Genomic DNA, 13,429 nt, shown 5'->3' on the forward strand with positions numbered 1-13,429 from the left:
GGGCCGGTCAGGCCATCAGGCGGCCACGAAATCCGGTCTCTATCTCGATCAGACGCTGTTTGCGCCACAGCCCACCGCCATAGCCGGTCAGGCTGCCATCTGCCGCCAACACCCGATGACAGGGGATCACCACGGCAATCTGGTTGCTGCCATTGGCCCGCGCCACCGCCCGTGTCGCGCTGGCGCGCCCCAGATCGCGGGCGATCTGCGAATAGCTGCGGGTCTCGCCCGCGGGGATCTGCAACAGATGGCGCCAGACCTCTTGTTCAAAGGCCGTGCCATGCAGCGCCAGCGGCGTCTGAAACCGGGCGACCTCTCCGGCGAAATAGCGCGCCAGCTCTGCCGCGATCTGCTGGGTTGGCGGTGGGCGACCAAAGCCGACGCCACCGGGCTGCGCCTTTTGCAGCCGGATCATTTCACGCGGCAGCGCCTTGCGGTCGGCAAATTCCAGCAAATGCAGCCGGTGCGGACAGCTGATGGCGATCATCGCCCCCAGCGGCGTGTCGATCCAATCCGCCAGCAGCAATGCATCACGGCGAAACGCCCCCGGCGCCATCCCCACCAACCGGGCAAAGGCAGCACGAAAGGCCGAAGGGCTGTCAAAGCCCGCATCAATCTGCGCCGCAATCACCGGCGCCCCGGCAGAAAGCGCGGTAAAGCCTTCCCGCAGCCGACGCTGCCGGGCCATTTCCAGAAAGGTCATGCCAAAATGGCGCTTGAAGGCCCGCCGCACGGTAGAGGGATCATGCCCCAATGCCACCAGATCCCCCTCGCGCCAGCGATGGGTCGGGCGTGCCTCCAGCGCGTCGATCAGGGGTTGCACCAACGGGTCATCACCGGCGGCAGCCTTCAGCGGCTTGCAGCGTTTGCAGGCGCGAAACCCCGCCTCGATACAGGCACCGGGGCTGGCAAAGAACTGACAGTTTTCAAACTTGGGGTTCCGCGCCGGGCAGGTCAGGCGACAAAAAATCCCGGTAGAAGACACGCCCACATAGGCGCGCCCTTCATAGGCGGGATCGCGGGCACAAAGCGCTGTATAGAGCGTCTGGGAATCAGGCAGGTCAAACATCATGGGGCCAGCCTAGCCAATCCCGGCAAGGCGTGGCGCCGATTTCCGGGCGTTAATGTCAAAAACACCCCCTAGCGGCGTGACTTCTTGTTGCGTTTCTGAACCGCGCGAATGGTTTTGTGCAGCGCCTTGTCGCTGCCCTTGCGCTCTGCCAGCGAGGCGGTGTTGAACAAATCCTCTGCCGCCAGCTTGTTCCAGCGTTCCAGTCGCGCCTGGGTGATGGTGCCCTCTGCCAAGGCGGCGGTCAGGGCGCAGCCCGGCTCGCTTTGATGTTTGCAATTGCGAAATTTGCACTGGCTGGCCAGTTCCGTCAGATCCTCAAACAGATCGGCAATGCCGCTTTCGGCCTCGGCCATCTGCAATTCACGCATGCCGGGCGTATCCATCACCGCACAGCCATTGGGCAGAAACCGCATGTGGCGGTGCCGGGTGGTGTGGCGGCCTCGCGCGTCATCTTCGCGGATCGCGGCGGTCTCGGCCGTTTCCTTGCCAAACAGCGCGTTGACTAGGGTTGATTTCCCCACCCCGGAGGACCCAAGAAACACCAGCGTTTCGCCAGGTTTACACCAGGGGGCCAGTTGCACCTTGGCCTCTGCGCTCTTGGCGTTCAGCAGCACCACAGGCACCCGCTCCGAGATGGCTTCTGCCTGGGTCACATAGGGCGTCGGGTCGTCGCAGAGGTCCGGCTTGGTCAGCAGGATCACCGGGTCTACGCCCGCGCCAAAGGCAAGCGCCAGATAGCGTTCCAGCCGGGCCAGATTGAAATCCGGATTACACGAGGAAACAATGAAGCTCGTGTCAGTATTGGCAGCAATCAGCTGCAGGCTGCGATCATGGCCCGGCGCACGGCGCTTGAACAGGCTCTTGCGCTCCAGCACCCGGCTAGAGGTCGGCAGCACCCGATCCAGCAACACCCAGTCGCCCACGGTGGCGGCCAGCTTGGGCGGCACCAGCTGATCAATGCCATCCCCCCGCACCCGCAGCCCACTGCGATGGGCCTCGACAACGCGCGCCGGCGGGGTTGCCTGCAGATCCTCATCCACCACCTGATCCGCAAAAAACGGCTGCCAGCCCAGCTTTTCCAGCGGGCTCAGCCCTGTGGCAGAGGCGGCTGGGGTGGCACCGGCTGGTGCGTCAATCGGATCGTCGGTTGGTGTCATAGGCACGGGCTTTCAAGGGGGGCCGCACAGGGCGGTGCGCTCTTGGTCATAGACCAAAACCGGGGCAAAGTCTCTGTTTCAGCGCAACAGGGCAGAAAAGACCGCCCCCGTGAGGGGCGGCCTTGGGTGTTGCGCAGTGCAAATTCAGGGAGTTCCCCCCTGAACAGGTGATGAAAAACACCTTGGCAGTTATGGCTTTGGTCCCAGGGCGACAAGCCCTTTGAGGATGTCGATGGCATAGGCCAGCTGATAGTCCTGCTCGCGCAATTCCGCCGCCTTTTCCGCTTTGGCACGATCTGCCTTGATCTGGCGAATTTCATCCTCGGTCAGGCTGTCATTGTTGAGACTGCCGCGCAGATCCACCTCGCTACGAGACCGGCGCGCCAGGCTTTCTTCCTCGTCCTCGGGTTCGGCCGAGCGACGGGGCTGCTGCACCACGATGTCAGGTGACACGCCCAGGGCCTGAATGGAACGGCCCGACGGCGTGTAGTAGCGCGCAGTGGTCAGACGCATGGCGCCATCGCCGCGCAGTGGCATCACCGTCTGCACCGAGCCTTTGCCAAAGCTCTTGGTACCAACAACGATAGCGCGCCGATGATCCTGCAGCGCACCGGCGACAATTTCAGAGGCCGAGGCAGAGCCACCATTGATCAGCACCACGATGGGTTTGCCATTCGACAAATCACCGGGCACCGCGTTAAAGCGTTCACCGTCTTCCGGGTCGCGACCACGGGTAGAGACAATCTCGCCACTGTCGAGGAAGCTGTCAGCAACGCTGATTGCTTCGGTCAACAGCCCGCCGGGGTTGTTGCGCAGATCCAGCACGATGCCGTTGACATTATCCATGCCGCCGGCCGCTTCGACCTGCTCTTGCAAACCGGCCTCAAGATTGGGGGTGGTCTGGTCGTTGAAGGTGGTGATGCGCAGCACCACGGTGTCGCCTTCGGTACGGGCCCGCACGGCTGTCAGCTTGATGGTGTCGCGGATGATCGAAACATCGAAGGGCTCGCCTTCGCCTTCGCGCACCACGGTGATGATGATTTCAGATCCGACAGGGCCGCGCATCAGATCAACGGCTTCGTCCAGGCCCAGGCCCAGCACGCTTTCGCCATCCACATGGGTGATGAAATCGCCCGCTTCCATACCGGCCTCGTCTGCCGGGGTGCCATCAATCGGGGAGACAACTTTGACAAAGCCCTCTTCCTGGGTCACCTCGATGCCAAGGCCGCCAAATTCGCCACGGGTCTGCACCCGCATACTGGCGGCATCCTCTGGCGACAGATAGCTGGAATGCGGATCCAGTGAGGACAGCATGCCGCCAATCGCCGCCTCGATCAGCTCTTTCTCATCGACTTCTTCGACATATTGCGCGCGAATACGCTCAAAAATGTCACCAAACAGATCCAGCTGTTCATAGACCGTCGCCTCGCGGCTTGCCTCCTGCGCCAGCAGGGGCCCGGCCACATAGGTTGTTGCAACGATCCCGGCCAGTGTACCGCCAAGAGCCGCCATGACAAATTTTTTCATGAAACCTTATCCACCTTTTCCGATTTGGAACCATGTTTCTGGATCCACCGGACTGTTGTCCATTCTAACTTCTATATAGAGCGTTTCTGTCCGGTCAGTTCCACCCCCTTCACCACTACGTGACAAAATGGCACCAGCCTGGGGCGGGCTGCCCCCCATCAGGCCCACCGGAGTGCCTGCGGGAATGACCTGCCCGGCGATGCCAAAAACCTCTTCCAGACCCGAGAGAATAAAAAGCGTATCGGGCTGCGGTTCCAGGATCACCACATTGCCCAGATCCAGCAGCGGGCCACGATAGCGGATCGTCGCCGCCGTCGGAGAACTGACCAAGGCGCGCGGGCGCGCGGCAATCAGCACCCCCGGGCGGGCAATGCCGGCGGCATCCCGCGCCCCAAAGTGGCGCAGCAGCAGACCTTCGACCGGCAGCGCAAGGCTGCCCCGCTGGGCGCTGATATCCACTGATAGCGGGGTGATCTTATCCGCACCGCCCGCCACCTCGGCCAGCCCGCTGGCAAAGCCGGTCAGCGTTTCCGTCGAGGAAATCAGGATCGCGGTGCGCACCCCATTTTCGGTAAAGCGCATCGGCAGGTCGGTGCGATCGGAAATGGCGGTCGACAGCGCCGTGCGCGCCTCTTGCACCCCGGCCAGCCCCTCTTGCAGGGTGTCGGCCGCGCTCTGTTGCAGAATGCGCAGGGTCTGTACCTCTTCCAGGTCCTGGCGCAGGGCCTCGGCGCGGGCATAAAGTCCCGGTGTCACCTCGGCGACCATCATGGCCGACCGCGCCGCGCCCAAAGGCCCCGAAGGGTGCAGCATCAGCACCGGCGGTGCCGAAGTTTCGATGGTTTGCAGGATGCCCAGCAGCTCGGCCACCTCGTCTTCGCGGGATTTCAGCTGCGCCACAAGCTGGCTTTCGCGCCGCGCAACCCGCCGCAGACCTTCGCGCATGGCACCCAGCCCGGCCTCATAGGCGTGCAGGGTTTCCGTCAACGCCTTGACCCGGTCGCGCGCGCTGTCTGCCGCCTCCAGTGCGACGGTTGCCGCCTCCAGCTGGCGCGCGGCCTGCCGTGCGGCCTCTGCCGGGGCCGGTGGCGTCTCGGCCGCGCGGGCAGCCCCCTGCAGACCCTGCAGCGGTGCGGCAAGGGTGATCAGTGCAAGGAAAAGCAGCCCAGCGGCGCGTGTCATCATGTGGTTCAGATCTTCTTGGTCTGTTTTGTCAGGTCAGCAGGCTTTCGCCCGTCATCTCATCTGGCTTGGGCAGGTTCATCAGCTCTAGCAGGGTGGGGGCAAGATCGGCAAGGCGGCCGTTGCGCAGCCCGGCGCCCTTTGGCCCACCCACCAACACAAGCGGCACCAGATTGGTGGTATGCGCGGTATGGGCACCGCCGGTTTCCGGGTCGACCATGACCTCGCAATTGCCGTGATCTGCGGTGACCAGCATGGCACCACCCACGCGCCGAAGCGCCTCTACCACCTGGGCCAGCCCCTGATCCACCGCCTCGCAGGCCTTGATCGCGGCCTGGATATCACCGGTATGGCCGACCATATCGGGGTTGGCGTAATTGGTGACAATCAGGTCATAGCCCGCATTGATGGCTTCAACGAATTTCTCGGTCACCTCTGGCGCGCTCATCTCTGGTTGCAGATCATAGGTCGCCACCTTGGGGGATTGGGGCATGGCACGGTCTTCACCCTGCTCTGGTTCTTCCTTGCCGCCATTGAGGAAGAAGGTCACATGCGGATATTTTTCAGTCTCCGCCAGGCGGAACTGCCGCTTGCCCTGTTTGGCAACCCATTCGCCCAGCGTATTGACAAGTTCAGCCTTGGGGTAGGCGGTGGTCATATAGGCGTTATGCGCGGAAGAATAATCCACCATGCCCAGCAGCGCTGCCAGTTTGGGGCGCGGGCCGGTGTCAAATTCGGCAAAGCCCGGCTCGCCAATGGCGCGCAGAATTTCACGGGCGCGGTCGGCGCGGAAATTCAGGCAGAAGAAGCCGTCGCCATCCTGCACCCCATCATAGCCGCGGATCACACTGGCGCCGATGAATTCATCCGTTTCGGACTGGTTGTAGGCATGGGTCACCGCATCATGGGCATCCGCCACCGAACGGCCCTCGCCCTTGATCATGGCGGCATAGGCTTCGCCCACCCGTTCCCAGCGGTTGTCGCGGTCCATGGCAAAATAGCGCCCCGTCACCGTGGCAATCCTGGCCCCCTGCGGCAGGGCCTCTTTCAGCTGTTCAAAGTAGCCATAGGCAGATTTCGGCGCCACGTCGCGCCCGTCGGTGATGGTATGCAGCCAGACCGGCACGCCCGCGTCGGTGAGGACGCGGATCGCCGCCAGAATATGCCTGATATGCCCATGAACCCCGCCATCAGACACCAGCCCCATCAGATGCGCCGCACCACCGGTTTTCTTGAGCCTAGCTATGAAATCCAACAGGGCGGCGTTCTGTGCAAAAGAGCCATCTTCGATTGCCAGATCAATCTGGCCAAGATCCATCGCCACCACGCGGCCAGCACCGATGTTGGTATGGCCCACCTCGGAATTGCCCATCTGACCACTGGGCAAACCAACATCCGGCCCATGGGTCACCAGCCGCGCCTGTGGCCCTGCGGCCATCAGCGCATCAAAGGTGGGGGTCTTGGCCAGATAGGGCGCGTTGGCGGCACCGGGTTCCGCACTGCCCCAGCCATCAAGAATACACAGAACAACAGGTTTGGGCGTGGACATATCAGGGCTCCGGATCAGGGCGGTGTTGCAACAGGTTTGCAGCCTTTTACCCTCTTGCCCCGCCGGGGTGAACCACCTTCCGCGCGGCGGCAAATGTTTCGCCCGCGAAACAGTGCAAGACTTTGTTCACAACGATTGCCAATCCCCTGCCCCGGCGCGCGCCGGGAGGGGGGGGGAGCAAGGGGCCAGCCTGTCAGCTCAGCCCGATTTGGTCAGAGACAGGAAGACATCTTCCAGATCGGCCTCGGCGGTTTTGACATCGCGGATGGAAATTTCGGCGGCGCGCACGGCTGACAGCACCTCTTCGGCGCTGGTTTCATTGCCGTGGTAGCGCAGCACCACCGCGCCGTCTTCGCGCAGTTCAGAGGTGATGCCAGCCCCCTGCGGCAGGATCGTGACCGGGCTGGCGGGCTGCACGATCATGGATTTGGCATCCAGACGGCCCAGCAGGTTGGCGGTGCTGTCGCGCGCCACCACGCTGCCCTGATCGATGATGGCGATCTCGTCGCACATCTCTTCGGCCTCTTCCAGGTAATGGGTGGTCAGGATGATGGTCATGCCCTGCTGGTTCAGCTTGCGGATATTGGCCCAAAGCATTTGCCGCAGCTCAATATCCACCCCGGCAGTTGGTTCATCCAACACCAGAATATGCGGATGATGCACCAGCGCCTTGCCCAAGAGCAGCCGCCGACGCATGCCGCCCGACAGGGTGCGGGCATAGGCATGGGCCTTGTCGGTCAGCCCCACCATGGCAAGGATCTCATCGCTGCGCCGGTCTGATTTTGGCACGCCGTAAAGGCCTGCCTGCACCTCCAGCGCGCCGCGCGGGGTGAAGAACGGGTCCAGGTTCAACTCTTGCGGCATCACCCCAATGGCGGCGCGGCTTTGGCGCGGGTTGGCATCCTGATCAAAGCCCCAGATCGTCACCCGCCCGGAAGATTTGCGCACCAACCCGGCCATGATATTGATCATGGTAGATTTTCCCGCTCCGTTTGGCCCCAGAAGCCCAAAGACAGACCCGCGCGGAATGGTCAGATCGATGCCCTTAAGGGCCTGCTTTTCCGGCTGGCCCTTGGCGCCCTTGTAGGTTTTGCGCAAGCTTTCGATATGGATTGCGTCATCTCTCATTGCAGCTCTTGCCCCCGGTTTTTGCATCATACATACATGGTTTCACCATGCGCCTAGCCGAAATTCATAAGGACCGCCAGCGATGACCATTGAAGCGCCCGAAACCAAAATCGTCGAGACCAGCCGCGTTGCCTGCGATGGCAGCGAAGGCGCGCTGGGTCATCCCCGTGTCTATCTGCAGATCCCCGAGGACACCGGCTTTGTGGAATGTCCCTATTGCGATTGCAAATACATCCTCAAGGGTTTCGAAGACAAAGCGATGTAGCAGGCCGGATCGCTCGCGCGCTTTGCCGTCAGGATCGCCAGGGGGCTGAAACATGCTTGGTGCCCGTATGCGGTGCAGCCTGTCGCAGCCTCGGCCCACCATGATTTTCTGATGCCGCTGACACCACAGTCCATTCTGGATATGCTGAAGGCATGAGCACGCTTCTTATCATCTATCATTCCCGCACCGGCGGCAGCCGGCAAATGGCGAAGGCTGCAACAGCCGCGGCCAGCCAGGAATGCGACACCCGGCTGTTGCAGGCCGCCGAGGCCGGTCCCGACGATCTGTTGGCGGCCGGGGCCTATCTGTTTTGCGGCCCAGAGAATCTGGCCAGCCTATCAGGGCAGATGAAAGAGTTCTTTGACCGCTGCTACTACCCGGTGCTGGGCCAGCTCAACGGGCGTGCCTATGCCCAGATGATCTGCGCCGGCTCGGATGGGACCGGCGCGGCCCGGCAACTGGCCCGCATCGCCCAGGGCTGGCGCCTGCGCGAGATCCAGCCGCCGCTGATCCTATGCACCCATGCCCAGACACCCGAGGCGATTCTGGCCGAGAAATCCATTGCCCCAGCAGAGCTGGCCCGCTGCGCCGATCTGGGTCAGGCTCTGGGCGCGGGGCTGGCCATGGGCATGTTCTAGGCTCTGGCCCAAACGGCAATTGCCCTTACGCGCCAGATCACCGATAACCGGAAACGGAACACGAACGGATTTCCCAGGGGAGCGCGACAGGCATGAGCGAGAGTACATTCGGCAAGGGCTGCCATCTGCATCTGATTGATGGTTCGGCCTTTATCTTTCGGGCCTATCACGCCCTACCGCCACTGACGCGCAAATCAGACGGGCTGCCAATTGGCGCTGTGGCGGGCTTTTGCAACATGCTGCACCGCTATGTCGAGGCCAATACCGGCCCGGATGCGCCCACCCATGTCGCCGTGATTTTTGACCATTCCGGCAAGTCGTTCCGCAATGAAATGTATGATCTCTACAAGGCCAACCGTCCGCCTGCGCCGGAAGATCTGCGACCGCAATTTCCGCTGACCCGCGAGGCAACGCGCGCCTTTAACATCGCCTGCAAAGAGGTCGAGGGCTATGAAGCCGACGACATTATCGCCACCCTCGCCTGTCAGGCGCGCGATGCCGGCGGGCGCTGCACCATCATTTCATCGGACAAGGATCTGATGCAGCTGGTTGGCGGCGGCGTTGAAATGCTGGACGCAATGAAGAACAAACGCATCGACAGCGACGGCGTGGTGGAAAAGTTTGGCGTTGGCCCCGACCGGGTGGTCGATGTGCAGGCCTTGGCTGGCGATAGCGTCGACAATGTCCCCGGCGCGCCTGGCATCGGCATCAAGACCGCGGCGCTGTTGATCAATGAATTTGGCTCGCTCGAAGAGCTGCTGGACCGGGCCGAAGAAATCAAACAGCCCAAACGCCGTCAGACCCTGATCGACAAGCGCGACCAGATCGAAATGTCCAAACGACTGGTGCAGCTGGACTGCAACATGGATCTGGATTTCACCCTCGAAGATCTTGAGGTGCTGGAACCCGATGCCGAGGTACTTTTGGGCTTTCTTGCGGAAATGGAGTTCCGCACCCTGGCCAAGCGCATGGCCGAACAGCTGGGCCGCGAGGTGCCCAGCATCCCGGAAGCCCCCGTGAGCGAAGCCGCCCCTGTCGCCGCCCCCAGCGCGGTGCCCTTTGACGCGGAAAAATACACCTCGGTCGGGGATACCGCCGCCCTGCAGGGCTGGATCGATCAGATCTATGCGCGCGGCTATGTGGCGGTGGATACCGAAACCACCGGGCTGGATGCCATGGTGGTAGATCTGGTCGGCGTCTCGCTCTGCGTTGAACCGGGGGCGGCATGCTACATTCCGCTGACCCATAAACAGGGCGGAGATGATCTGTTTGGCGGCGAAGGTCTGGCGGAGGGGCAGATGCCGCTGGACGATGCGCTGGCGATCCTGAAGCCGATGCTGGAGGATCCGGCGGTGCTGAAAATCGGGCAGAACATGAAATATGACGCCAAGATCCTGCACCGCTATGGCATTGATGTGGCCCCGATTGATGACACCATGCTGATGTCCTACGCGTTGCACGCGGGTGAACATAACCACGGTATGGATACCCTGTCGGAACGCTATCTCGACCACACGCCCCTGCCAATCAAGCCTCTGCTGGGCACGGGAAAATCCGCCATCACCTTTGACCGGGTGCCGCTGGCCGATGCAGTCCCCTATGCCGCGGAGGACGCCGATATCACCCTGCGCCTGTGGCAGCATTTCAAACCCGAATTGCACCAGCGGCAGGTCACCACGGTCTATGAAACCCTGGAACGGCCTCTGGTGCCGGTGCTGGCCGAGATGGAGCGCAATGGCATCAAGGTGGACCGCGATACACTCAGCCGCATGTCCAATGCCTTTGCCCAGAAAATGGCCGGGCTGGAGGATGAAATCCACACCCTGGCGGGCCAGCCCTTCAATGTCGGATCGCCCAAACAGCTGGGCGAGATCCTGTTTGACAAGCTGGAACTGCCCGGCGGCAAAAAGGGCAAGACAGGTGCCTATGCCACCGGCGCCGATATTCTGGAAGATCTGGCCACCGAACATAAGCTGCCGGGCCTGGTGCTGGACTGGCGCCAGCTGAGCAAGCTGAAATCCACCTATACGGATGCGCTGCAGGACCATATCAACCCGGATACTGGCCGGGTGCATACCTCCTATATCCAGACCGGTGCCAATACCGGCCGCATGGCGTCATCAGATCCCAACCTGCAGAATATTCCCGTGCGCTCCGAGGAAGGCCGCCGCATCCGCGAGGCCTTTGTGGCGGATGAAGGCAATCTTCTGCTCAGCCTCGACTATAGCCAGATTGAGCTGCGCATCCTGGCCCATGTCGCCGGTATCGACGCGCTGAAGGCCGCCTTTGCCGAAGGCCACGACATCCACGCCATGACCGCGTCAGAAATGTTCAACGTCCCGATGGAGGAAATGACCCCGGATATTCGCCGTCAGGCCAAGGCGATCAACTTTGGCGTCATCTACGGCATCTCCGGCTTTGGTCTGGCCCGCAATCTGCGCATTCCACGCGCCGAGGCCCAGGGCTTTATCGACCGCTACTTTGAACGCTTTCCGGGTATTCGCGCCTATATGGATCAGACGGTGGAATTTGCCAAAGAGCACGGCTATGTGCAGACGCTGTTTGGCCGCAAGATCCATACGCCCGAAATCGCCGCCAAGGGACCGCGCGCCAGCTTTGCCAAACGCGCCGCCATCAACGCCCCGATCCAGGGCACTGCCGCCGACGTGATCCGTCGCGCCATGGTGCGGATGCCCCAGGCCATCGCCCACCTGCCTGCGCGGATGCTGCTGCAGGTCCACGATGAACTGCTGTTTGAAGTCCCCAAAGAGGCGGTGGCAGAAACCATAGAGACCGCCCGCCAGGTCATGGAGGGTGCCGCCAGCCCCGCAGTGCATCTGGACGTGAAGCTGAGCGTCGAGGCAGGCCAGGGCAGAAATTGGGCCGAAGCGCACTAGAGCATGCCGTCTGAATGGCCATGAACGCGACATGCTTTCAGGCCAGGATTCACTCACTCTGCACCAAGGCGGCTCTCCCGCCCGTCTCGGAACAATCAGAGATTGGTCCTCCCCCGTTGGGGGTGGCGCCGCGCAGACGCGCGGCGCGCCCGCACCAAGCCTCGGGCTTTTTGGGCCTCACAGGCCTGCACGATCGCTTTTTTCTGCTGATTCGGGTCAAGGGCGGCAAAGCCGCCGCGCCCAGCGCGGCTTGCCCTTGAGGCGACTCAGCAGGCCCCAACCTTGCAAAGGCGCTTCTGGGCAAATCTGCCCCTGAAGCGCATCTCAGCAGGTCGTTTCGCCGCGCGTCAGCGCGGCGCCACCCCCAACAATGAAGCGACATCCCCCTGGGGATGTTGCGGAATTGGCGGGAGCGCCTGCCTTTTACCGCAAGGCAACACGCCGCCTTCAGCCCAGCCCCCCGCCCTGCCATCAGACCCGCCCTCAGCCTCGTGCGATGCTGAGCACCCGTGATCTTGGCAGCCAGCCCAGGCTATCTTCGGTACGCCGGGTCGAGGGGGTGTACTCTGCGCTGATCCAGCCTTTGTAGCCGCTGGCATCAATGGCCTGGAACAGGGCCTCAAAATCCACCGGCCCGGTGCCGGGTTCGCATCGGCTGGGCGCGGCACCAATTTGGACATGCAGCGCCTGCTTGCCAAAGTTCTGCCAGACCTGCGCGGCATCGCCATGGATCATCTGCGCGTGATAGGCATCATATTGCAGCCCGACATTGGGGCGGTTCACTGCCTCCAGAATCTCTGCGGCGAGGTTATAATCGTCCAGAAAATACCCCGGCTGATCCCCGGCATTCAACGGCTCGATGGTAAAGCGCTGCCTGGGCGCAAGATCCGCGGCCCAGCGCAGGTTGTTGATAAAGGTCTCGCGGGCTTCATCGCCCTTGGCATAGCCAGCCATGATGTGGATCAGCCCCACTCTCAGCACCTCGCCGTAGCGCAGCACCCGGCGAATATCACGCTGAAACCGGTCAACCCCATCAGGATGTGCCGCATAGCCCGGCACCCCGCCCGTGTAATTGGGCGGCGGCGCATTGATCAGCAGCAGCTCCAGCCCTTGCGACAGCAGCGCTCGCTGGGTCTCTTTTGCCGCGACATCATAGGGGGACAGGATTTCCACCGCCGTGAACCCGGCGGCGGCCGCGGCGGCGAAACGCTCCAGATAGGGCAGTTCAGCAAAGAGCATTGAAATATTTGCCGCGAATCTAGGCATTCAAGGAAACCTCCGGTCTGTTGGCACCACGCAGGCACCGATGATCCCGCTAGGGTCTAGCGCCCCGCCCAGGCAAGGCCAAGCACCGAAAATAACGCATTTTTCCTAACCCGCACCCAGAGCAAGCCCCAGACCATGCCCTAGCCTACGGGCAGCTCATCCGAAGGGATCACCGGGAAAAACACCCCACCGGACCAGAGACCAAACCAGCCGTCATGGTGGCAGCCCAGCTCGACCAGCCGATAAAAGCTCTTGCGGTCAATCAGCGCCTCCAGATTGCTGCGCACGCGCACATAGGGCGATGGTTCGCCGGTCTCGGCGTCCCGCTCCACCCGAATCGGGTGCTCCGGGCCCGCCACCATCTGGTCGCCCACATGGGTGGTAAAGCAGAGCTGCTGTTCTGCCCCCGCCCCGGTGGCCTCAAAATCAACCGCGACAAAGGGCGCATCCTCCACGGTGATGCCGACTTTTTCAACCGGGGTGACCAGGAAATATTTGCCCTCTTCACGCTTCAGGATCGAAGAGAACAGCTTGACCAATTCAAAGCGGCCAATCGGGCTGCCAAGGTAATACCAGGTGCCGTCACGGGCGATCCGCATGTCCAGATCACCGCAATAGGGTGGGTTCCACAGATGCACCGGCGGCAATCCGCGCGTGCCACCCGCTTTGCCTGTCGCCTTCTCTGCCGCCCGGATCGAGGCGGCCAGCCCATCTGCCGACGGTGTCACAGTTTTTTGTCCACTCATTG

Annotated in this window: 11 protein-coding genes; 3 read left to right on the plus strand and 8 right to left on the minus strand. The window is 62.2% G+C overall.

The features are described from left to right. Positions 1 to 7: 7 nt before the first annotated feature. The 6 genes from ACN0VH_RS16070 to ACN0VH_RS16095 form a co-directional block, all read right to left on the minus strand. On the minus strand, positions 8 to 1,072 hold the full coding sequence (locus tag ACN0VH_RS16070) for a bifunctional transcriptional activator/DNA repair enzyme AdaA (RefSeq protein WP_417701249.1): 1,065 nt from the start codon (positions 1,070 to 1,072) through the stop codon (positions 8 to 10). 68 nt (positions 1,073 to 1,140) lie between these two features. Beyond that, a complete protein-coding gene (gene rsgA, locus ACN0VH_RS16075; protein ID WP_417701251.1) occupies positions 1,141 to 2,229 on the minus strand; it encodes a ribosome small subunit-dependent GTPase A in 1,089 nt (362 codons plus the stop codon). Between the two features lie 189 nt (positions 2,230 to 2,418). Continuing rightward, positions 2,419 to 3,756: a S41 family peptidase gene (locus tag ACN0VH_RS16080; protein WP_278923922.1), complete on the minus strand. Its 1,338-nt coding sequence runs from the start codon at positions 3,754 to 3,756 to the stop codon at positions 2,419 to 2,421. 6 nt (positions 3,757 to 3,762) lie between these two features. Next, the gene (locus tag ACN0VH_RS16085) at positions 3,763 to 4,941 is read right to left on the minus strand and encodes a murein hydrolase activator EnvC family protein (protein WP_417701253.1); all 1,179 of its coding nucleotides are present in this window, start codon (positions 4,939 to 4,941) and stop codon (positions 3,763 to 3,765) included. A gap of 28 nt (positions 4,942 to 4,969) precedes the next feature. Further along, positions 4,970 to 6,487 (minus strand): 2,3-bisphosphoglycerate-independent phosphoglycerate mutase, encoded by a 1,518-nt coding sequence (gpmI, locus tag ACN0VH_RS16090; RefSeq protein ID WP_417701255.1) that lies wholly within the window; start codon positions 6,485 to 6,487, stop codon positions 4,970 to 4,972. 198 nt (positions 6,488 to 6,685) lie between these two features. Further along, a complete protein-coding gene (locus tag ACN0VH_RS16095; RefSeq protein WP_278923920.1) occupies positions 6,686 to 7,615 on the minus strand; it encodes an ABC transporter ATP-binding protein in 930 nt (309 codons plus the stop codon). Between the two features lie 82 nt (positions 7,616 to 7,697). On the opposite strand from ACN0VH_RS16095, the gene ACN0VH_RS16100 reads away from it, so the two are divergent. From ACN0VH_RS16100 to polA, 3 genes are all read left to right on the plus strand, one after another. Further along, the gene (locus ACN0VH_RS16100; protein WP_278923919.1) at positions 7,698 to 7,880 is read left to right on the plus strand and encodes a zinc-finger domain-containing protein; all 183 of its coding nucleotides are present in this window, start codon (positions 7,698 to 7,700) and stop codon (positions 7,878 to 7,880) included. 152 nt (positions 7,881 to 8,032) lie between these two features. Continuing rightward, positions 8,033 to 8,518, plus strand: coding sequence for a flavodoxin family protein (locus ACN0VH_RS16105; RefSeq protein ID WP_278923918.1), 486 nt, complete (start codon positions 8,033 to 8,035; stop codon positions 8,516 to 8,518). A gap of 92 nt (positions 8,519 to 8,610) precedes the next feature. Beyond that, positions 8,611 to 11,415: a DNA polymerase I gene (gene polA / locus ACN0VH_RS16110; protein WP_278923917.1), complete on the plus strand. Its 2,805-nt coding sequence runs from the start codon at positions 8,611 to 8,613 to the stop codon at positions 11,413 to 11,415. Between the two features lie 483 nt (positions 11,416 to 11,898). Here polA and ACN0VH_RS16115 read toward each other — a convergent pair whose 3' ends face one another. Further along, positions 11,899 to 12,681, minus strand: a complete 783-nt coding sequence (locus ACN0VH_RS16115) for a hydroxypyruvate isomerase family protein (RefSeq protein WP_278923916.1) — start codon at positions 12,679 to 12,681, stop codon at positions 11,899 to 11,901. Positions 12,682 to 12,821: 140 nt separating this feature from the next. After that, positions 12,822 to 13,427 carry a DUF1285 domain-containing protein gene (locus ACN0VH_RS16120; protein WP_278923915.1) on the minus strand — a complete coding sequence of 202 codons (606 nt, stop codon included), beginning with the start codon at positions 13,425 to 13,427 and terminating at the stop codon, positions 12,822 to 12,824. Positions 13,428 to 13,429 lie beyond the last annotated feature (2 nt).

The sequence above is a fragment of the Pseudophaeobacter sp. genome, assembly GCF_048267565.1.
In the GTDB taxonomy this organism is placed as follows: Bacteria; Pseudomonadota; Alphaproteobacteria; order Rhodobacterales; family Rhodobacteraceae; genus Pseudophaeobacter; species Pseudophaeobacter profundi.